Genomic DNA, 21,368 nt, shown 5'->3' with positions numbered 1-21,368 from the left:
GATAATCTTAGTGAAAATGTTGTTTATATTAACAATTTCTAAGTACCTTCATACTATATGATTAATGACTGAAAGCGGGCGATTGTCATGACTCATGTGAAAACGGCTAGTTTACTACTAATTATAACAGGCACCTTTGTAGCCTGTAACATATATTCATTGATTCCCATTTATCTACAAATTGGCTCAGATTTTTCAAGCAATATTGATTCTATCGTACCAGGAAGTAGTTCATTTACGTTTAGTTATGCAGTTGGGCTATTATGCTTTGGTTCACTCGGAGGAAAAATTGGTAAGAAAAAAATAATTGTATTTGGAATGTTGGCCGCAAGTGTTACAAGCATTTTAGTTTCATTTACGACGGAGCCAATAACGCTTATTGCTGCAAGAGCGCTACAAGGCTTTATGTTAGGTAGCTTTGCACCAAATGCGTTTGCACTAACATTCGATATTTTAACTGGAACATTTCGCACCTTTGTTATAGCGCTAATTAACACTGGCTTCCTTGTTGCTGGTATACTTGGACAAATTATAAGCGTCTGGATTGAAGAAGCTACAAGCTGGAGTGGTGTGTTTACATTTTATGCGGTGTTGTATTTAATCTTATTTATTTTGCTATCTGTACTATTACCTAAAGACACCTCGTCACAAACCAACACGTCGCTTATACAAAATGTAAAAATAATATATAATAAGCGCCCACTTATACTAGCTTATTTAATCAGTTTTTGTTTACTTCAGAGTGTTATAATTTTTTACGAGTCACTGAACAGGTTAGGGTTGCACTTAGATTGGGACTCGTCTTCTGTTAATATGATTCGCATTGTAGGCTTAACTGGTGCTGTTTTATCGTTTGGGATGGGCGCCTTAATTGAAAGATTCGGTGTGGTGCGTGTATTACAAATAGGAGCTATTTTTGGCTTAATTAGTTTTTCACCTATGATGTTCACTACAAACAAATTACATTTGGCACTGCTATCAATTTTCTTTATTGCCGCTATCTCTATCTTAATTCCAACTATTGTTGTCATAGTCGGACAACTAGGAGAGCATGCTCGAGCCACTGCTGTATCAATATATTCATTTGTTCTATTAAGCGGGGCTAGCTTAGGTCCTCTATGGGCTACCTTGTTCACTTTTAAAATAACAATTGTTATGTTAATAATCATGTATTGTTTATTGCTCTGGTTGCCCTCAAGGTTGAAAAATCAGCTGTGATTTCGCAATCTATTATAGCACATACGTTCCTATTTCAACAAATCTAAAAGCTAGGGCTTATTAGCACCTAGCTTTAAGTGTAATTAGCTTTTAAAAAAATCTGTATCAATTTGGCTAAAAGGCCAGTACCTTAAATTCACAATCCCTACTACCTTATCCATGCTAACCAATCCAAAATGTCTGCTATCCCAGCTTCCGAGTCTGTTATCACCCATTACAAATATATACCCATCCGGAATAATACCTTCTTGTATATATTCTTTCGTTGTAAAGTCAGCTGTTAGTTTGCCATCAATAATTGTTTGTTTATTGTTTTTTAGATAAGGTTCATCATAAGGTGTTCCGTTAACATACAGGGTATCGTTTTTATATTCAATTGCATCACCTGGTAGTCCAATTACTCTTTTTACAAAGTCTTCATCTTCATTTGCGTGGAATACTACAACATCAAATCGATGTAAATCACTAATTTTCATCCCAATTTTATTGACAACTAGTAAATTTCCATCCTCCAAAGTGGGATTCATCGATTCTCCTTCAACAATGTAATTTGAAAATAAAAAGGTACGAATAAAAACAAATAAAATGACGCCAATACCAATGGATTTTAACCATTCCCAGCCTTCTTTTTTCACGTGTTTGTTCATATCTTTCTCTCCCACCCTAGTTATCTATTTTACAAATATTGTAACAACGTTGCGCATGTATGACAAGCAAACTCACATAAAGATCGGTGATGAAATGATCCTGTCCAAACTATTAATGGTCTCTTTGCTTGACATTTGTTTGTAGTCTAACTTCTATTCGTTTTCCTACTATCCATAATAAAAATATAACTACACCAACTATGACAGAACGCAAAGGTTGTTCCACAAGGGCACGTAAATCATATCCAATAAAACTCATTGTAAAGATCATAACCATTTTCCCAGCTAATACAGCTAGAATAAATTGATTTGTACTGACCTTTGATAACGCAGCCACAAGATTCACTGCTGCAGAGGGGGTAAAAGGAAAACATAAAATCAAAAACATTGGGCCGAAACCATGCTTTTCAATCCAAATCATCATTTTTTTGACCTTTTCATGCCTGCCAATAAAATTAGCCAGTCGTCCTCTTACAAACTTTCTCACTAGAAAGAACACCAACAGTGCTCCCACACAAGCACCTACCCATGAATACAAAAATCCGAGCCAAAGTCCGAACGCATTTGTGTTTGCAATGACAAAGATAAATAACGGTAATATTGGCAAAAAAGCTTCTGCCATGGGCAATAATATTCCTGGTAACGGACCAAAGCCACGATATTGCTCTAAAAGCTCCATTACATGCTCTAGTGTGAAGTAATGGTTATAAGACTCCCATAATCGCCCTAAATATGCCATGTATATTTCTACGAGGAAAGCGGATTCCATTATAAAAAACTCCCCATAATCTAATATATATTAATTTTACACCTAATTTTAAAACTCATAAATTAAAATGCTGTAGGATTGACTCTTTTTTTCGTTGTTTTTATACTTTCTCCTACGCTAAAAAGACACTAGTAGTTTACACTAGTGTCTTGTGTTTTATTTTAATCAGTACTTTATAATCACAACACGTGTTATGAAGTTTTACAAATATGCGTTAAACCAATCTTTTATATGATTAAGTCTTTCAACTCTCAGCTGCGGCCTTCCACTTCGTGAAAGCTCATGATTAGATTCAGGGAAACGAACAAATCTCGTTACCTTATTTCGTTTCTTAAGCACTACAAACAATTGCTCTGCTTGCTCGATTGGACAACGATAGTCTCGCTCTCCATGTAAAATAAGTAACGGCGTTTCCACATTAGCTGCATATTTTAAAGGTGAATGCTCCCATAATTTTTCTGTATCGTCTAGTATATCTCCTTTAAGCTCCCAATCCGTAAAATAGTAACCTATATCGCTTACGCCATAAAAGCTAAGCCAATTAGAAATGGAACGCTGTGTAACAGCAGCTTTAAACCGATTTGTATGACCAACAATCCAGTTTGTCATAAAGCCACCATAGCTTCCACCTGTCACTCCTAGACGCGATTCATCGATTATATCTCCATATTCCGCTAACACATAGTCGACGGCAGACATGACATCTTTGTAATCGTTCCCCCCGTAATCACCCCGACATGCATCTGCAAATGCTTGACCATAGCCATGACTACCACGTGGATTTATATATAACACAACATATCCTTGTGCCGCTAACATTTGAAACTCATGAAAATATGTGTTTGCATACATCGCATGCGGTCCACCGTGAATTTCGAGAATGAGTGGATATTTACTATTTTCATTATAATCTACTGGGTGCATTAACCATCCATGTAAATCTAAACCATCATGCGCTTTAAAACGTAATTCCTCAACTTCAGCAACAGATACTGTGTTTAAAAAATCTTTGTTAACATCTGTTAACTGCTCGCGCTCACCTGTTTTAAAGTCTATGGCAAATAATTCACCTGGCATGGTCGGCGTGCTAATAGCTACAACAGCCTTGTGTGTTGAGCCATCAACAGTTAGCCCATATACATGACTATCGTCAAATATGACTGGGAAAAATTCGCCTTCTACTGAACCATAATACACAACTGTATTTCCTTGATCACTTACTAAAACATAATACCCTTGACTATCTGCTGTCCAGATTGCACCAGGATTTATTGTACCATGGTGAAAATCACCAATAGCTGAATCTGTTATTTGTAGATCTAATCCCTCTGTCATACAAGTTAACTCGTCATTTTGTGTGTTATAAATCCAAAGCTTTGTTAAGGTAGCAGAATCATGAGTGCGTGGACTACCACCAAAAGCGATATAGCGGCTGTCTGGGGACCACGTTGATGTAAAGCCACTGTAATACCCATCACTAGCTGTTATTTTTTTAGTTTCTCTTGTAGAAACGTCCATGATATATACATCTGTTACAAGACGATAATCAGCTTTTTCATCAAGATCAGCCGTAAATGTTATATATTTGCCATCTGGCGACCAACACCCCGGTGTATAGTCGAAATCCCCTTCTGTTAAAGAAACAATACTCTTAGTATGTACATCGACAATAGCAAGCTGCTGGCGTTTGTCCTCTGGATAACCAACAGCATCTGATTTATAGCGTAAGCGGTCAACAATCATCGGCTTTAGTCTTTTATCCTCTTTTTTACTATTGCTTTCAGTATCTTGTAAAGTTTGTCCTTCTCCAAGTGTGATAGCGAATAAAATAGCATTACCATCTGGAGACCAAACAGGTTGAGATACTCCGTTAATAGAAGCAGTAATTTGCTCCGCTTCTCCACCAGCCATGTCAAAAACATACAGTTGATTTTTGCCTGTTCGTTTCGAAAGGAAAGCTAACTTCGTTCCGTCTGGGGACCATCTCGGTGAGGTGTTAGAAGTGTTACCAAACGTCCATTGTTTTGTCTTACCGTTTATAAGGTCTTTCATAAATATATGCTTTATGTATTCATCACTATCTTTATCAATATGTGTTTGTATGAACGCAATCTTTTCTCCATCAGGAGAAAGCTGTGGATCTACAACAGATTTTAAGCTGTAAATATCCTCTGCACTCATCTTTTTTAGTTGTTCTGCCACAAAACCATCCCCTTACAAATTCTTTACTGAAATTATTTGAGTAGCTGAAAATAGTCTTTCTTTTTCATCATATCATTTACTTTGAAAATTCTCTCTTTTTTCCGTAATCTATAATAAAGCTCTTTCTCCTAGAGTGGCGAATGTCCTCTCCTTCTATACGACTTGTTAACTTGGTCCGTAATTGTGCTGTGCGGTACAGTTGGTTCTCAAAGGACCCGAATGATACCGGAAAATGAAATGAGCGATTATTTTTAAAAATGACAGTTGTATTGTGGGAACCATTTGATCTATGCTCTTCAACATATGCATGAGAGATCCAAGCACACTTTTCCTGTCTTGGAGAGGTCGTTGGGAACAAGTAAATGCCATTTGTGTAGTCTACAACGATAGGAGATTTATGTGTGATTCCCATGATGGCTTTCGTACCAGCTATTCTTCCACGCAAGCTACTTCCAAAATAATTACAGCTTCTTTCCACAATATCTTGTGGACTCATCGTAACAACAAATTCTCCTTCTAGCTCTATTACTCGTGAAAACTTTTGCTTATCAAACCTTTCTGGAATTATCGCCATCGTATATCGATTGACTTCATATTCCTCAAGCATTTTCATTGTCATATGTTTCATTCCTACTCCCTCCCATATTAAATTTTCTCAATTATAAATTTTATCACTATACATTTCTCTTATGGTTGATGTCACAAATTTTTCAAAAAAATGTAAAAAAACATATACTAAAGAAAAATCGCAGATTGGCGTGCCTTGAGGCGAAGACAGAGACTAGCTACACTTATGCGTTAGGAAAACAAAATTTGCGAATAAAAATTTAATGCTTTCCTATTTAGCCAAAAAAATAAGTGCCTCGTGGGCACTTGCCTTACGTTATTGATTATTGAACACTTGTTTGATCTCTTTGTTGGCGATAAACTCATTAGCTTGCTCTAAAGTAGTATGCTCATCTATAGATTCTCCAGCATATTGACTTGCTTCTTTAAGAGGATTATTCGAGTCTAAGGCAGTCGTTACAGCATGTAAAGTACGATCTTTTTCTTCTTTCATATAATAAGACCTCCTTTTACTTAGCATATACAAATTATTATTCAATAATACAAGCTAATAATAATTATAATTAACTTAATTTTTAAAAAACTCATTGACTATTCTCACAATCCTATATATAATTGAAAAAAGCCATAGGGGTGATTAGTTTGAATAGAAAGAAATCTTATTCAGAATTAATAACTGCACAGCACAACAACTTAAAATCAAAAGAAGCCATGTTACTAGACACTCTTCTTCAGATGATAATTGATGAAGCGTTGTTTAATCGAAAGAAACAGGTATTAGAGGAGAAAATTAACGATAGTCTAGACAAACGTGATTACGAAGCATTTATGAAACACTCTGAAAGCTACCGCAAGCTTGTTGCAACCGCCTAAATTCTTCAAATCAACCCATAACACTATCTACACGCTTTTAAATCCCAACACATTATTATGTCAGCAGAACCGGATGCATTTTACGCATACGGTTTTTGCTTTGTTATACAGTTTCTGATTTTAAGTTTATTTGTGACTATATCGTTTGAAAATCATTTAAGTTTTGGTTTCTTTTTTTTCGCAGTAAAATATGAGGGATAGACTTAGTCTGTGTACGCACGTGGCACCAACTTATCACTGCGATGATGGGGGGCTTATGTGTGATGATGATGACGGTCTTGTGTATGTTGTAGACACTCTCATATGTGTTGTAGACACTCTTATGCGCGGTTGAAGAGGATATTTAGAAAAGTAAAACAGACACCCATTCGCTCGAGTGTCTGTTTCTCCCCCCATGTTTATCTATATATTAATGTGTGCTTGTAAACTGTTCTTCTTCAGTTGATCCTTTTAGCGCTGTTGTCGATGAGGTTCCTCCAGAGATAACTTGTGAAACTTCATCAAAATAACCAGTACCAACTTCACGTTGATGCTTAGTTGCTGTATAGCCATATTTTTCACTTGCAAATTCTGCCTGTTGCAGCTCAGAGTATGCGGCCATACCTCTTTCTTTATAGCCACGAGAAAGCTCAAACATACTGTGGTTTAGGGCATGGAAGCCAGCTAATGTAACGAATTGGAATTTGTAACCCATCTTACCGATTTCAGCTTGGAATTTCGCAATTGTTTCATCATCCAACTTCGCTTTCCAGTTGAAAGAAGGTGAACAGTTGTATGCCAAAAGCTTGCCTGGATATTTAGCATGAATCGCATCTGCAAAGGCTTGTGCCTGCTCTAAATCAGGGGTTGAAGTTTCACACCATACGAGATCCGCATATGGAGCGTAAGCCAATCCTCTTGAAATCGCTTGTTCTAAACCAGGCTTTGTACGGAAGAAGCCTTCCGGTGTGCGTTCGCCAGTTAAGAATGCTTTATCATTATCATCAATGTCACTCGTAATCATATCAGCTGCGTCTGCATCTGTGCGAGCGACAATTAATGTTGGTACTCCCATTACATCCGCTGCTAACCGGGCAGCAATCAAGTTGCGTACTGCTGTCTGTGTTGGTAATAAAACCTTTCCTCCAAGGTGTCCACACTTTTTCTCAGATGATAATTGATCTTCAAAGTGTACTCCAGCAGCACCTGCTTCAATCATACCTTTCATTAATTCGAACACATTTAACTGTCCACCAAACCCTGCTTCCGCATCCGCAACAATAGGAGCAAACCAGTCGGTATCATTGTTGTCTTCTAAATAATGTATTTGATCCGCGCGCTGTAGTGCTTGGTTAATTCTTTTTACAACTTGTGGCACACTGTTTGCAGGATATAAGCTTTGGTCCGGATACATATGACCTGAAAGGTTCGCATCTGCTGCAACCTGCCACCCACTTAAGTAAATCGCTTTTAAGCCTGCTTTTACTTGTTGAACAGCTTGATTTCCTGTTAATGCACCTAATGCATTTACATAATCTTCTTCGTGTAACAAGTTCCAAAGCTTTTCAGCTCCACGTCTAGCTAACGTATGTTCCATATCGATAGAGCCACGTAAACGAATAACGTCCTCTGCACTATATGGACGTGTAACTCCGTTCCAGCGCTTATCCATTTCCCAGCTTTCTTGTAGCTTTTGTGCTCTCTCTTTTAACGTCATATTATTACCTCTCCCCTTTATTGTTATACAACAACTAACTAAATTTCTTCTTTTATTATATAACAGACCCAAAAAATTACAACAGTATATTTTCATAATTTTTTGTCGATTTGTATTAACTTTTATAAAGCGCTTTCATTACTGGATTTAATTAAGCTACCTTTTACTTATTCATAGGACTACATACTATTTTTTTACAAGTCCAAGCATTCCTTTAATATTCTAGAAATCATTTTTCACCAAACATTAGTAAGCTTGAATACATTTGAGTTATGGAACACGAGGTATAACTGAAGCTCTCCAAAAAGCTCTAAGCATGAAATTGATAAGATGAACGAAACAACTTTACTCCTTGGATGATGAATCTAGACAGTGATTAAAGTTTAATATTATTATTTCTAGCTGAGAAAAAACAGAGGTGTTCCATATGGAATACCTCTGTTTTAAATTACATATTTAATTGATTTTGCACTTCATTTATTGACGGTAGTGCTGTCATAGCTCCTTTAGTTGAAGCAGCTAATGCACCTGACACACTTGCAAACTTAGCAAACTCAACTAACTCATCAATTGTAATTTGTTCAATTGGCTTGTTGTATTCATTAATATTGTAGAGTATACCAGACATAAAGGCGTCTCCCGCTCCTGTTGTATCAACGGCTTTCACCTTGCGGGCAGGCACATGACGAATCTCACCCTTTGTACTGACATAACTTCCTTCACTACCAAGAGTGACTAAAATTACTGATATATTATATTGACTCAACGCCTCAATGCCACGTGGTATATCCGTTTCACCGGTTAAAAATGCTAACTCTTCTTCAGAAACTTTTAGAACGTCAGCTTCTGGCATAATAGATAAAATTGTTTCTTTAGCATGTCCTTCGTCTTTCCAAAGGCTCATACGTAAATTAGGATCATAGGAACAAATTAAACCATGTTGCTTTGCGACTTGTATAGCTTTAAGGTGTGCGTTATGTATCGGTTCATGAATTAGACTTATAGACCCGTAATGTACTATTTTATACTTCTTAAAGAAGTCTTCATTAATATCATTTTCTGAAAGTTGTTGATCAGCACTGTTTGGAATATAAAAGCTAAAGCTTCTTTCACCATTTGTATCGTTTTTAACAAACACTAAATTTGTTTGATGAGTTGTCACCTTATTCATTTTTTCAACATTAACATTGTACTGTGCTAGTGTGTCGTATAAAAACTCCCCCATCACATCAGCACCTACTGTTCCAACAAAAGCAGAATTAGCCCCTAACTTAGCAGCACCTACTGCTACATTTGCTGGTGCGCCACCGGGGCTTTTTTGATATGAGATGTTATCCATATCTAGAGGTACAAAATCTATAAGTGCTTCACCTAAACATATTATTCCCTTCAACTTATTCAACTCCTGGTCCCAAGTGTAGACATAAGAACAGCTATCCGTTCATTTATTTAAAGTCTCCCTTATTTTGTATCACAAATCATACCGTCCAACAAGACTGTTCACTATTCTGTCGTTTCTCTTTTATAATTTTCTAAAAAGTATAGTCGTTCCATCATCGTTGGATGTGCATAGCGAAATAGTTTAACGATATAAGGTGGATTTACTTGTCTTAAGCTTGTTTTCGCAAGTGCTTGAAAAGATGTAACAGCTGCGCTTTGATTTCCGGTTATTTCAATGGCATAGCGGTCAGCAGCCAATTCCTCATGACGTGATACAGCATTAGAAATCGGACTAAAGCTAAAGGATAGGATGGATATGAGCAACAGAAATACAGGTAATGAGCGCCATTCTACCACATCTTCAATAGAAAAGACTCTACACACACGAGCAAACAATAGATGAATTGTAAATAAGCCCAATAATGTAACAAACATATAGCCAATTGTGCCATACAAGACATGCTTCATCACCCAATGTGCCATTTCGTGGGCCATGATAAATAACACTTCATCTTCGGACAGTTTATTTAGCGTTGTATCCCATAAAACGATCCGTGCATTTGAACCTATTCCCGTAACATAGGCATTCATCGCGTTTGTTTTTGTAGACATATTGACCTCAAAAACATGCTCGGCAGGAATATTAGCTGTGTCAGCTATTGCTAAGATTTTTGCCTCGAGCTCTTTATCTTTTAAAGGATAAAAATCGTTGTATAAAGGATCAATCACCACTGGATTAATAAATGTCATAAACAAGGTAAACGGAATGGATAGCAACCAGCCATACAGCCACCAGCGCTTACGACTTTTTTTAATAAGCCAGTACAGCACAACAACCACAGCAGCCATAATGGCATAGTTCACCCAAAAATCAATAATATAATCACGCATCCAGCTAGAAAAAGATTGTACGGTGATGTCATATGACTTGGATAGCCAATACCTCAAATAGCTAAGTGGAAATGTGACAAGCGTGACAGCTAGTGATAGCCAGAAAAAATAAATCACTCCCTGCGGGATAAAGCTTCTTGTAATCGCTCCTGCCCACTTTTGGAATCGATCTGATAAGCCAAATACAAGAATTGCAAAATACATGAGCCATTCAAAAGGTATCGTTATAAAGAATAAAACATCCCTAATCTTAGAATATTGTTCACTTATAAAAAGCTCACGCTCTGTCATAAATGTTTGCGGGTCTGCTGCTGAGCCAATATAATTTTCAGGTAAAGATGTATCAGCCCACATAAATAAGTATGCACTAATAAGGATGGCATATATGATGTATGCGACAAATGCGGTTATAAAAATTTTCTTCAAAACACTCACTCCCTTGTCCTACATGTTATTCTAATTGTAGATGATTTTTTATGATTTAGAACACATTGTTCATATAATCTTCAACGTTTTTTAAATGTCGAAAATTTGAAATATGCTATAATATTAACGCATCGGAAATTATCCCGTGAGGTGTTTATTGTGAAAAAACTGTATATTATCTTTTTTAGTTTATTAGTTCTTGGAATTAGTTCAGGTATTTTTTATTTTAGTTATTTCAAACAATCTCAGTATCAATTCCCTGAAAACGTAACAATGGAAACCGCATGGGGACAACCCTATAGCTTTGACACGATAGAACCAAAAGTTCGGCTAATAGAATTTATGTATGGCAATTGCCCAGATGTTTGTCCCGTTACAACATGGGAAATGCAAAAAATTCGTGATGATTTAAAAGCACAAGGTATATTTGGTGATAAAGTCGAATTTATAACAATCACGATAGATCCTAAGCGTGATACAAAAGAGAAATTGCAAGAATATGCAAAAGCATTTAAAATTAACAAGGATGAAGGCTGGTATTTATTACGCGGCTCTTATGAAGACACAAAAAAAGTAGCCGACAGCTTTGAATTTCTTTTCCGTGATCCAGGAAACGGTATGTACGTTCATTCGACATTTACGTATTTAATGGATGAAAAAAACAACGTGATAGAGAAATTCGGTATGGGTGAAAACGGCTTTGATAGAGAGCGTGTGTATAAACGTATTATGCGCATAGTGGACTAGAGTCACACATTAAATGGGGGTACATGGATGGGAAGAAAATTATTTATGCTATCTTTTATTTTCATTGTAATGCTTATGACTGGATGCTCATCTAACACGGATGAATCATTAACAGACATAGCTTTTCCTGAAGTTGAATTTTCAATGTCAGCTGATACTGTAAAAGCTGGTGAGGATATTACCTTTACTACAACAATTACACTATCAGGCAAAAGAATAAATGCCGACGACTTTGAATACGAAATTTGGCATGAAGAAAATGAAGAAGGCAATCATGATACAATCCCCCTTGAAAACAAAGAAAAAGGGGTATATGAATTAACAAAGTCATTTGATAAGCCTGGTACATATTATATTTACTACCACGCTAATGCAGAAAGCCTACATTTTATGAATAAATATTCATTTACTGTAACTGAATAATATAATTCTTAAAACCCCTTATGTTCGTAAGGGGTTTTTATTACAGACTTCTCTAACTTTGCTGCTGTACTTTTTCATAGGCTCTACTCTGAAATAACTGTGGATAACTTTTATTTAATACATTTGTGTGCTCATTAAATTTGCATGTACGCTGTTAAAGATGAGTGTTGATTTTGAATATTGTTGATAGTAGCGAAATGCGTGAGACTCCTGCGGGATGTAGTGGCAGTCGTGAGACCCCGCATGCGCAAAGCGCAGAGGAGGCTCACGGCCACCCCGCGGAAAGCGAGCGCAATGTAGCGAAAATCAACAACAAAGTTTAACAGAGCTTTTTCATAAAATAAAATAAGAATATATACTTAAAACAACAATTGAGCTTAACACTACGATAATAACATTCGCGCCTAAAAAGGCGACCGCAAAGGCTGCGACAGCACCAATAATTCCAAACCATATATCTCCTTCTTGAATTAGCAGTATACCCGGAAAAATTAGTGCCCCAAGCGTAGCATACGGAACGTTTCGTAAAACATTTTGCCAAAATTCCGGCATGTCTTTTCCACTCAATGCAATGAGTGGAAGGACGCGGGGTAAATATGTAACGACAGCCATTCCAATGATAATTAATACAATGTTACTATTCATATTGATACCCCTTTCTAACATATTTACTCATAAGCCATTCAACTGCTATCGCAGAAGTTAGTGTAGCCAGTACGATACACCAACCAGGCGATAAAGGGGTTAGTAAGGTTAACATAGAATTAAACATCGCTGCTAAGCTAGCTAAAACAACCACTTTTCTACTTTTCTTTAATGATGGCATTAACAAACCGATAAACATGGCATATAGCGCAACTGCCATACTAGCTTGAATTGTTTCAGGTAGGCTTGAACCAACAAGATGACCAATACCTGAATTTATAACCCAACTAGTGTATGATATAAGAGTTAGGCCAAACATGTATCCTGCAGAAACAGTATCCGGCTTTGTCGCTGCAACGGTAAAAGTTTCATCCGTAATCCCAAATGCATACAACGCCTTTTGCTCTATTGGATCATCATCAACTTTTTCACTTAACGACGCACTCATTAAAAAATGACGTATGTTTACTATAAAAGTCGTTAACACAATTTCAAAACCAGATGTACCAAGTGTTAATAAACTTAATGCTATGTATTGTGCGGCTCCAGCAAAAACTGCTAAACTCATAAATACTGTTTCATATACTGTTAATCCTGTTGCTTTTGCTAGCAGTCCGAATGTTAAGGCAATAGGCATATAGCCAATAGCAATACTCAAACCAGCCTGTAAGCCTTGTCGAAAGTTTGAATGTTTTACTGTAATAGCTTCTGTACTCAATATGTATCACCCTTATATCCTATTAAAAAAGGAGACTGTTTGTTATATGTATATTAATCCGTTTTTATTAGTTATGTTCATCTTGCCGATTATTACATTTGTGGGAAGCATAGGCATTTATATACTTACTAAAAAAGTATATACAGCCCCTCTCATCTCGGCAATAGTTTATTTCATTTTAATGTTCACAACATTTAACAGTACCTTCCTTGTATGGGTATTTATCTATATCGCTATCAGCTTTATATCAAGCTTATTAGCACGTAGCGTGTACTCCCCAAAAAAATATTAAACCGTGCCTTATCCTAATAAGGCACGGTCTGATGCGAGGCTTGTTCCGCGAATTCGCTGGAATTCAGCTAATAGTTGTTCAATTGTTAAGTTTTCTTTTTCTTCTCCTTCTGCTTCAAAAATAATTTGCCCTTTGTCCATCATAATAAGACGATTGCCAAGCTCTAAAGCCTGTTGCATGTTATGAGTAACCATTAACGTTGTAAGCTTCAAATCAGCTACGATTTCTTTCGTTAAATTCGTTATTAATTGCGCACGCGATGGGTCTAGTGCTGCCGTATGTTCATCTAACAAAAGTAGCTTTGGCTCTGTAAAAGTTGCCATAAGGAGTGACAAAGCTTGACGCTCCCCACCAGACAGTAACCCGACCTTTGCTTGTAATCGATCCTCTAGTCCAAGATGTAGTCGTGTTAACTCTTTCTTAAAAAATTCACGCCGTCTGGAAGATACGCCTTTTCGAAGTGATCGACCTTGAACTCGTCCGTACGCAATAGCTAAATTTTCCTCGATAGTCATCGATGGTGCTGTACCTGCCATCGGGTCTTGGAAGACTCGGCCAATCCATTTAGCTCGTTTATGCTCAGACAATTGAAAAATTTGCTCTTCTTCTAATTCAATCTCTCCGTAATCTGCTTGCAATCTACCTGAAATAATGTTCAATAGTGTTGATTTTCCCGCTCCATTACTTCCGATAACCGTGACAAAGTCACCAGGATTTAACGTTAGTTGAATGTGGTCTATAGCTACCTTCTCATCAAGAGTACCTTCATTAAAAACTTTATAAATCTGATTTAGACGGAGCAAAAGACTCACCTCGCTTCGCAAGATTTTTCGTTTGAATCGCTTGTTGTACTCGCTGCTTTTTTCTTCTTTTTGCCCGCCAATCATCAATAATCTTTGGGAGAATGAGCGCCATAATAACAATAACAGCCGTAATTAACTTCATATCTCCTGTTTCTAAAAACTTGATACGAAGAGCTACTGCCACTACAATTCGATACAATATGGCACCACCAATAACCGCAAAGGTTGTACGCACTATTGTTTTCGTGCCAAATATCGCTTCACCAATGATAACCGAAGCTAAACCGATGATAATCATTCCGATCCCCATACCAATGTCAGCAAAGCCACCATATTGAGCAATTAAAGCGCCTGATAGTGCAACAAGTGCATTCGATATACCAAGCCCCATAATTGTTAGCCCATCTGTGTTTGCTGAAAAACTACGAATCATATTTTTATTATCGCCAACTGCTCGTAAAGCAAGGCCGACTTCTGTTTTAAGAAACCAATCTATTACAAACTTAATTAGTATTGTCACAATTGCCATACAAACGACTACAGCCCAAGTCTTTGGTACGAAATCAGCCAATCCGATGGTGACAAATAATTGCTCTACAAAGCTATCAATACGTGTTAATGCCCATCCGTTTTCAAGCCAAGTCACGACTGTTTGTTCCTGTAGTAGTGGCACATTGGAACGCATACCCATTATACGAAGATTAATAGAGTACAATGCTATCATCATCAAAATACCTGATAGCAGTGGGTTAATCCCACCCTTTGTATGCAATATTCCTGTAATGCAGCCTGCTACAAAACCAGCTAATATCGCAACAATCGTCGCAACAAAGGGTGATTGCCCGTTTACTATTAAAATAGCAGCAACAGCAGCTCCTGTTACAAAGCTACCATCTACTGTTAGATCAGGAAAATCGAGAACACGAAAGGATAAGTATACACCGAGAGCCATAATTGCATATAAAATACCCAATTCAACTGATCCAAATAGTGCTGTAAACATGTCTCCTCATCCTTTCGTTACGTTTTATTCAATATATTCAGCTATATCCTGCCATTCACCATTCAGTTCAACACCCATTTCCTTAGCAGCTGTTTTGTTAATTTGCAGCTTTAAATTTTGTGGATACTGAACAGGTAACTCACTAGGTTGTTTTTCACCTTTAAGAATTTGCGCTGCCATTTGTCCCGCTTCATAGCCAATATCATAGTAGTCAAAGCCATACGCAGCAAATCCACCACGTTTAACAGAATCTAGCTCACCAACAAATAAAGGTATATCTTGTTCCTGGGCAACAGAAATAACTGACTCTAGCGCGGACACAACAGTATTATCAGTAATAATATAGAATACGTCTGCTTGACCTAATAACGATTCTGTCGCTTGCTTAACATCAGCGGAAGTAGACACAGACGCTTCAGCAACTTGTAAGCTCGTGCCTTCAACGGCATCTTTTACCATCTCGATTTGGGCAATAGAGTTTTGTTCACCAGCATTGTAAATCATCCCAATGGTGGCATTTGGATAATATTTCTCTATAAAAGATACTATATTTGGAATGGCATCTGGATGTGTATCTGTTGTACCAGTAATATTCACCCCTGGTTTATCAAACGCTTCAACGAGTTCAGCACCAACAGGATCCGTTACGGATGTGAAAATAATCGGAATCTCATTCGTTTCATTTAGCGCACTTAATGCCGATGGAGTTGAGTTTGCAAAAATTAAATCAACTTTGTCCCCTACAAAGTTTTTAGCAATTTGCGCGTTGTTGTTGGCATCGCCTTGAGCAATTTGTTCATCATACTCCACTTCGAGGCCCGCATCCTCTAGTGCTTTTTTAAATCCATCAAGCGCTGCATTTAACGATGGATGCTCTACAATTTGTGTGACACCAACCTTATATGTACCATCTCCCGTTGTTTGTGAACCACATCCGGTTATCAAAAACATTGATGCGATGATACTAAGTGCCAATACCCCTCTCAACTTCTTCATAGTACTTCCCCCTTTTAAAAATACTTTCACACTTAAACGCTTTTATTCATTAAATTATACTGAATTTTTAAAAAATATCAACAAAAAAATAACCCGCAGACATTTTATTAAATATCTACGGGTTGTGCGATTATTTATTTACAAGTTGATCACGTAGAGAACGACGAAGAATTTTTCCTGTTGTATTTTTAGGAAGCTCTTCTAAAAACTCTATCGACTTAGGAATCTTATATTTTGCTAAATGCTCTGCACAAAATGCAAGTAATTCTTCTTCTGTTATCATCTTATCCTTTGGAACAACAAATGCTTTTACAGCTTCTCCGAATTCCGGATCCGGTACACCGACAACAGCTGCCTCTACAACAGTTTCATGTGTATACAATACTTCCTCTACCTCACGAGGATACACATTATATCCTCCCACTATTACTAAATCTTTCTTTCTATCAACAATATAAAAATAGCCTTCTTCATCCATACGAGCTAAATCTCCCGTATAAAGCCAACCTTCCTTAATGGTTGCTGCTGTTTCCTCAGGCATTTTGTAGTAGCCCTTCATTACATTTGGCCCTTTAACAATTAATTCACCGACTTCACCTACTGGTACGTCTTCACCTAACTCATTGACTACTTTGTTTTCTACATTGAGAATACTAGTCCCAATTGATCCAGGTTTTCTTGGTCGGTCAAGCGGGTTAAAGCAAGTAACAGGCGATGCCTCAGATAAACCGTACCCTTCCGATATAGCTACCTGAAATTTTTTCTCAAAAGATTTAAGAAGAGCAACAGGCATAGAGGCACCACCAGAAATACAAAGACGTAAGCTCTTCATGTCATCTGGCTGTCCTTCTGGGTATTGAAGAAGGAAGTTATACATGGTAGGAACACCTGCAAATACGGTTGCTTCAGTTTCCTTTACTAAGCTAAAAATATCTCCTGGACTAAATTTAGGCACAATAAGAACTGTCCCGCCATTGACAAGTGGGGCATTCAAAGCGACTGTTAAGCAAAATACATGGAACATTGGTAAAGTAGCTACTACTTTATCATTCTCGCTTATTTTTAAGTAATCCGCACTATCTTTTGCATTGCTATAAATATTTTTATGAGTAAGCATTGCCCCTTTAGGACGACCCGTTGTTCCTGATGTGTATAAAATAACTGCTGTATCATCGTCTTCTAAGCTTGGACGTGTATACGACGATACATCTCCACTAGCAACAATATGTGTAAACGGTTTCAACTTACTTGAAATAGGACTGTTTGCATAATCAACCTGTTGCCCTGTTTCACAAACAATAAAATACTCAACCTCTGGTAACATAGGAGCTAGTTTTTCCATCATCGGAACTAATAAGTCTAGTACGACAACAGCCTTCACGTCACCATTTTTTAAAATATAGCTAATCTCATCCGCTGTATAAATCGGATTGATTGGTATCACAGATGCCCCAGCATTCATAGCACCGTAAAGTGATATAACAAAGTGTGGTGAATTACCTAGCAATAAAGCAACATGATCCCCTTTTTTTATCCCAAGCTGCTCTAATGCACTTGCAAACTTTGTTACAGTACCAAATAACTCCCTATAAGATGTTTCCTTCCCCTGAAAAACGTACGCTGGTTTGCCGGCAAATTGTTGAGATGTCTCTTGCAAACGTTCAAGTAAATTCAAAATTTCTCCCCCTTTGAATGAATTAGATTAGCTTCATGTAGGTACCTTTGTTGTCATAGTATTTTTAATGAATGAATAATCATTCATAATACCCATTTATATAATATTCTAAAATATATTATATTTTAGAAAACTATAAACTACAAGTGATAAACAGCGGTTCACTATCAGAACCGCTGTTTATTGTTTCATTTAACGAGTTTCACTACTCCATGTTAAGCCTGTACTTGCCAATTCAACATCTCCACTAAATTCTGCTTTCGCTTCATCAAAAAGCTGTGCATGATCTCCGAAGTGAGGTAAATGTGTTAACATTAACTTTTTCACATGAGCTTTTTCTGCCAGCGTCCCCGCTTCTCTACTAGTCATATGCCCAGCTTGTGAACCATCTTGGTTTGCATACAAATTACATTCACAAATTAACAAATCCGCGTTTTGTGAAAAAGAAATGAATTCAGCAAGATAGCTTGTGTCTGCGGTAAACACAACACTATTTCCTCCCGCTTCAAACCTCATAGCATAGCAAGTAACGGGGTGCTTCGTCTTCATAAAAGTTATAGAAAATGGACCAATATGTAATGCTTCATTCGGATTATACGCAATAGCTCTTGTGATGTTTGCATGAGTTAATCGTGTAAACCCTTCCTGGTCTTCGATATGACCATAAATCGGTAACTCAGGCAGATCCTTGCCTAACATTTTTGTAATTAACCGACCATACTGTAAAGGTCCGATATCTGCGATATGATCATGGTGATAATGTGAAACAATAACCGCATCAAGCTCTTCTAATTTCACAAAATTTTGTAGCTTTGATACAACGGCACTGCCACAATCCACAAGAAGTTTGAAACCATCGTGCTCAAACAAATATCCGGTTGTTGCTCCTTCAGCAGCCGGGAAACCACCCCAAAAACCTATAACAGTCACTTTCATCGTCAATCACCTCCCTATGTATACTATACTCTAAAATACTTTATAAGCACTAACTCGGTAGATTATACATATACTTAGAATGTAAATATTGTTATAAAACAACCCATTGACTTATAATAACTGTTATAATACAATAAAACCACCACAACATTGGAGGGGATCCAAACTATGTTAATGTCAAACAGTGAATTTTTTCAAAGTTTACCGCCTAAAACATGTGTAGAATGTGGAAAAGAAATTGAGGAACAGCATGAATGTTACGGTAATACCTGCAACTCATGTATAGAAGTGTATCAAGCATCGTAACACGACATCCTGCAAAACATTGTCGAAAAAATATTTGTTATAGAACTAAAACTATGACGCCACTGAGATAGCTATCAGTGGCTTTTTTGTTGGTCGTTGGAGGATTCTTTTGAGATTGTGTGAACTGTTTGATACTTAATAGTGGGGGATTTATTGGCAGCAACTGCTTGATCAAGGGCGGTATTTTCTTTTAGAGTAGTGTTTAGTCAAGGGCGGTATTTTCTTTGATAGTAGTGTGTAGTCGGGATTGCGATTTCTTCACTTGGCGCACAATAACCTTTGTCGAAATTACTGATGTGATGCAGAATTATGTCGGTACGTGGTACCATGTTTTTCGAGGCACTTCAAAACCTTGCTGTATCAAGCTTTCTGAGTGTGTCGAGATGTGTCGGTACATTGTACCAGCATATTTCGACACAAACACATAGGGAATCACGAACTACTTCCCCTAGTTAAGCACACTGTTTTCCCTTTCAAACCAGTAATTCAAAAAAGCAGGGCCATAAAAATACGGCGCCTGCTTCTCTCTATGTTAAGGATTTGAACACAGATTCACATAGCTACATTCAGATCGTCACTCATAGCTCGAATCTGTTTTACACATCTACTTTCAACGAGTATGTGCTAATTCTTTTTTCGGAGTGTTTTTTAGAAATTGTTCTACCTTCTCAACGGCTGCAATGCCTTGGTCTATACAATCTGGAAGACCGAGTCCTTCATATGAGCTGCCTGCAAGATACACACCTGGTAACTCAGTTTGCATGTTTTCCTTAATTTCCTTTATGCGGTCTTTGTGGCCAATTGTGTACTGTGGCATTGATTCTTTCCAACGTGACACTACACTAAACAAAGGTTGAGCGTTAACATTCATTATTTTACTTAAATCATCGAGTACAATTTTTACGATTTCATCATCTGATAAATCTACAATCATTTCATCACCAGCACGCCCTACGTAACAACGAAGGAGCACTTTTCCCTCAGGGGCGGAGTGTGGCCATTTTTTATTCGTCCAAGTACACGCCGTGATCGTATAGTCACTGTTTCGAGATACGACAAAACCAGTACCCTCATGTGTGTTCTCTACATCTCCTTCATTAAATGCCAATGCGACAGTCGCTACAGATGTGGATGGTACATTGCGGAACGGCGCAAAGAATTCATAATCAGGAAAAATTGATTCTGTAATTTGATGTGGAGTCGTTACAATAATGGCATCAGCCCGAAGATGCTCACCGTTGTTCAAATATACGTCATACATATTGTCTGTCATTTTTGACACGTGCTTAACTCTTGTACTTTTCAAAATTAAAGTTTTTGTAAGTTCAGCTTCAATAGCATCTACATACGATTGTAAGCCTGTATTTAATGTTTGAAACATTCCCTTTTTTGCTTCTCCGTTGCCTTTAGTAGGGGGAGGAGCCGGCATAGCCTTTTTCATCCCTAATATTAAGCTGCGATACTTTTGTTCTACTTGATAGAACTGCGGAAATGTAGACATTAAACTCATTTGATTTATATCACCAGCATAAATACCAGAGAGTAGTGGCTCTATAAGGTTATCAACCACTTCATCGCCTAGGCGACGTCTAAAAAACTCACCTAACGACTGGTCACCTGTTTGACCAGATCTCGGAAGTATAAAATCAAAGGCAGCTCTCGCTTTTCCAAACGGAGAGAAAAGGCCTGTTGTAACAAATGGGGCAATTTGTGTTGGAATCCCCATTATAGCGCCACCAGGCATCGCATATAAACGGTCCTTTGCTAACACATAAGATTTACCAGTAGCATTGTGTACAAGTGAATCCTTTAAACCGACAGCTTCTGCTAATTGAGCAGCACTCCGTTTACGGGCTAAAAAGGAATCTGGGCCTCTTTCAATGACAAATCCGTCTTTCACCAACGTTTGAATTTTTCCACCTAATCGGTGGCTTGCTTCAACGAGAGTTATTGAAAGCGGAGTATTTTCCTTTTCGGCAGCCTTTTGCATATAAAATGCCGCTGCCATTCCCGTTATACCGCCGCCAATTATCACTACGTGTCGTCTTTCGTCACTCATATACATCGCCTTCTTTTTTGAAAAATATTAGTATTA

The 21,368-nt window shown here is 37.5% G+C and carries 22 protein-coding genes; 6 read left to right on the top strand and 16 right to left on the bottom strand.

Translation table 11 applies throughout. The annotated features are described in order from the left end of the window. Window positions 1-87 precede the first annotated feature (87 nt). Window positions 88-1,218: an MFS transporter gene (locus EJF36_RS05500; RefSeq protein ID WP_125905355.1), complete on the top strand. Its 1,131-nt coding sequence runs from the start codon at window positions 88-90 to the stop codon at window positions 1,216-1,218. 83 nt (window positions 1,219-1,301) lie between these two features. On the opposite strand, the gene lepB is transcribed toward EJF36_RS05500, so the two are convergent. The 5 genes from lepB to EJF36_RS22335 form a co-directional block, all read right to left on the bottom strand. Next, window positions 1,302-1,865, bottom strand: a complete 564-nt coding sequence (lepB, locus tag EJF36_RS05495) for a signal peptidase I (protein ID WP_125905354.1) — start codon at window positions 1,863-1,865, stop codon at window positions 1,302-1,304. A 112-nt stretch (window positions 1,866-1,977) separates the two neighbouring features. After that, window positions 1,978-2,604 carry a TVP38/TMEM64 family protein gene (locus tag EJF36_RS05490; RefSeq protein ID WP_125908276.1) on the bottom strand — a complete coding sequence of 209 codons (627 nt, stop codon included), beginning with the start codon at window positions 2,602-2,604 and terminating at the stop codon, window positions 1,978-1,980. 231 nt (window positions 2,605-2,835) lie between these two features. Beyond that, a complete protein-coding gene (locus EJF36_RS05485; protein ID WP_125908275.1) occupies window positions 2,836-4,815 on the bottom strand; it encodes a S9 family peptidase in 1,980 nt (659 codons plus the stop codon). A gap of 97 nt (window positions 4,816-4,912) precedes the next feature. Then, a complete protein-coding gene (locus EJF36_RS05480) occupies window positions 4,913-5,464 on the bottom strand; it encodes a competence protein ComK (RefSeq protein WP_125905353.1) in 552 nt (183 codons plus the stop codon). A 255-nt stretch (window positions 5,465-5,719) separates the two neighbouring features. Then, window positions 5,720-5,896: a hypothetical protein gene (locus EJF36_RS22335; RefSeq protein ID WP_260471833.1), complete on the bottom strand. Its 177-nt coding sequence runs from the start codon at window positions 5,894-5,896 to the stop codon at window positions 5,720-5,722. 149 nt (window positions 5,897-6,045) lie between these two features. Between EJF36_RS22335 and EJF36_RS05470 the strand changes: the two genes are divergently transcribed. Beyond that, a complete protein-coding gene (locus EJF36_RS05470; RefSeq protein ID WP_125905352.1) occupies window positions 6,046-6,276 on the top strand; it encodes an IDEAL domain-containing protein in 231 nt (76 codons plus the stop codon). Between the two features lie 409 nt (window positions 6,277-6,685). Here the strand turns inward: EJF36_RS05470 and aceA are convergent, their stop codons facing one another. From aceA to EJF36_RS05455, 3 genes are all read right to left on the bottom strand, one after another. Next, window positions 6,686-7,972, bottom strand: coding sequence for an isocitrate lyase (aceA, locus tag EJF36_RS05465; RefSeq protein ID WP_125905351.1), 1,287 nt, complete (start codon window positions 7,970-7,972; stop codon window positions 6,686-6,688). A 448-nt stretch (window positions 7,973-8,420) separates the two neighbouring features. Then, on the bottom strand, window positions 8,421-9,365 hold the full coding sequence (locus tag EJF36_RS05460) for an aminoimidazole riboside kinase (RefSeq protein ID WP_395940556.1): 945 nt from the start codon (window positions 9,363-9,365) through the stop codon (window positions 8,421-8,423). A 110-nt stretch (window positions 9,366-9,475) separates the two neighbouring features. Beyond that, the gene (locus EJF36_RS05455; RefSeq protein ID WP_260471832.1) at window positions 9,476-10,729 is read right to left on the bottom strand and encodes a M48 family metallopeptidase; all 1,254 of its coding nucleotides are present in this window, start codon (window positions 10,727-10,729) and stop codon (window positions 9,476-9,478) included. 159 nt (window positions 10,730-10,888) lie between these two features. Here EJF36_RS05455 and EJF36_RS05450 point away from each other — a divergent pair, with 159 nt between their 5' ends. Together EJF36_RS05450 and EJF36_RS05445 are read left to right on the top strand one after the other, a co-directional pair. Then, on the top strand, window positions 10,889-11,476 hold the full coding sequence (locus EJF36_RS05450) for an SCO family protein (protein ID WP_125905349.1): 588 nt from the start codon (window positions 10,889-10,891) through the stop codon (window positions 11,474-11,476). Between the two features lie 27 nt (window positions 11,477-11,503). Next, window positions 11,504-11,899, top strand: coding sequence for a FixH family protein (locus EJF36_RS05445; protein ID WP_125905348.1), 396 nt, complete (start codon window positions 11,504-11,506; stop codon window positions 11,897-11,899). 333 nt (window positions 11,900-12,232) lie between these two features. Here EJF36_RS05445 and EJF36_RS05440 read toward each other — a convergent pair whose 3' ends face one another. Continuing rightward, on the bottom strand, window positions 12,233-12,544 hold the full coding sequence (locus EJF36_RS05440) for an AzlD domain-containing protein (RefSeq protein ID WP_125905347.1): 312 nt from the start codon (window positions 12,542-12,544) through the stop codon (window positions 12,233-12,235). Continuing rightward, entirely contained in the window at window positions 12,537-13,262 is a 726-nt protein-coding gene (locus EJF36_RS05435; protein WP_260471831.1) for an AzlC family ABC transporter permease, read from the bottom strand. The genes EJF36_RS05440 and EJF36_RS05435 overlap by 8 nt, the downstream gene beginning before the upstream one ends. Before the next feature lies 1 nt (window position 13,263). Between EJF36_RS05435 and EJF36_RS05430 the strand changes: the two genes are divergently transcribed. Beyond that, on the top strand, window positions 13,264-13,554 hold the full coding sequence (locus EJF36_RS05430; RefSeq protein ID WP_312028253.1) for a DUF2651 family protein: 291 nt from the start codon (window positions 13,264-13,266) through the stop codon (window positions 13,552-13,554). A gap of 8 nt (window positions 13,555-13,562) precedes the next feature. On the opposite strand, the gene EJF36_RS05425 is transcribed toward EJF36_RS05430, so the two are convergent. The 5 genes from EJF36_RS05425 to EJF36_RS05405 all read right to left on the bottom strand — a co-directional run bounded on the left by EJF36_RS05425 (window position 13,563) and on the right by EJF36_RS05405 (window position 18,967). Continuing rightward, window positions 13,563-14,357, bottom strand: coding sequence for an ABC transporter ATP-binding protein (locus tag EJF36_RS05425; RefSeq protein WP_125905346.1), 795 nt, complete (start codon window positions 14,355-14,357; stop codon window positions 13,563-13,565). Then, on the bottom strand, window positions 14,332-15,360 hold the full coding sequence (locus EJF36_RS05420) for an ABC transporter permease (RefSeq protein WP_125905345.1): 1,029 nt from the start codon (window positions 15,358-15,360) through the stop codon (window positions 14,332-14,334). The genes EJF36_RS05425 and EJF36_RS05420 overlap by 26 nt, the downstream gene beginning before the upstream one ends. 24 nt (window positions 15,361-15,384) lie before the next feature. Next, window positions 15,385-16,356, bottom strand: coding sequence for an ABC transporter substrate-binding protein (locus tag EJF36_RS05415; RefSeq protein WP_125905344.1), 972 nt, complete (start codon window positions 16,354-16,356; stop codon window positions 15,385-15,387). Window positions 16,357-16,486: 130 nt separating this feature from the next. Beyond that, complete coding sequence (locus EJF36_RS05410) at window positions 16,487-18,031, bottom strand: fatty acid--CoA ligase family protein (RefSeq protein ID WP_125905343.1); 1,545 nt, start codon at window positions 18,029-18,031, stop codon at window positions 16,487-16,489. A gap of 192 nt (window positions 18,032-18,223) precedes the next feature. Then, window positions 18,224-18,967 (bottom strand): MBL fold metallo-hydrolase, encoded by a 744-nt coding sequence (locus EJF36_RS05405; RefSeq protein WP_125905342.1) that lies wholly within the window; start codon window positions 18,965-18,967, stop codon window positions 18,224-18,226. A 168-nt stretch (window positions 18,968-19,135) separates the two neighbouring features. Here EJF36_RS05405 and yhfH point away from each other — a divergent pair, with 168 nt between their 5' ends. Beyond that, window positions 19,136-19,273: a protein YhfH gene (gene yhfH, locus EJF36_RS05400; protein ID WP_125905341.1), complete on the top strand. Its 138-nt coding sequence runs from the start codon at window positions 19,136-19,138 to the stop codon at window positions 19,271-19,273. A gap of 610 nt (window positions 19,274-19,883) precedes the next feature. On the opposite strand, the gene hemY is transcribed toward yhfH, so the two are convergent. Further along, window positions 19,884-21,332, bottom strand: a complete 1,449-nt coding sequence (gene hemY, locus EJF36_RS05395; protein WP_125905340.1) for a protoporphyrinogen oxidase — start codon at window positions 21,330-21,332, stop codon at window positions 19,884-19,886. Window positions 21,333-21,368: the final 36 nt, after the last annotated feature.

This window comes from Bacillus sp. HMF5848, assembly GCF_003944835.1.
Classification (GTDB): Bacteria; Bacillota; Bacilli; order Bacillales; family HMF5848; genus HMF5848.
This window is presented reverse-complemented; position numbering and strand designations above follow the sequence as displayed.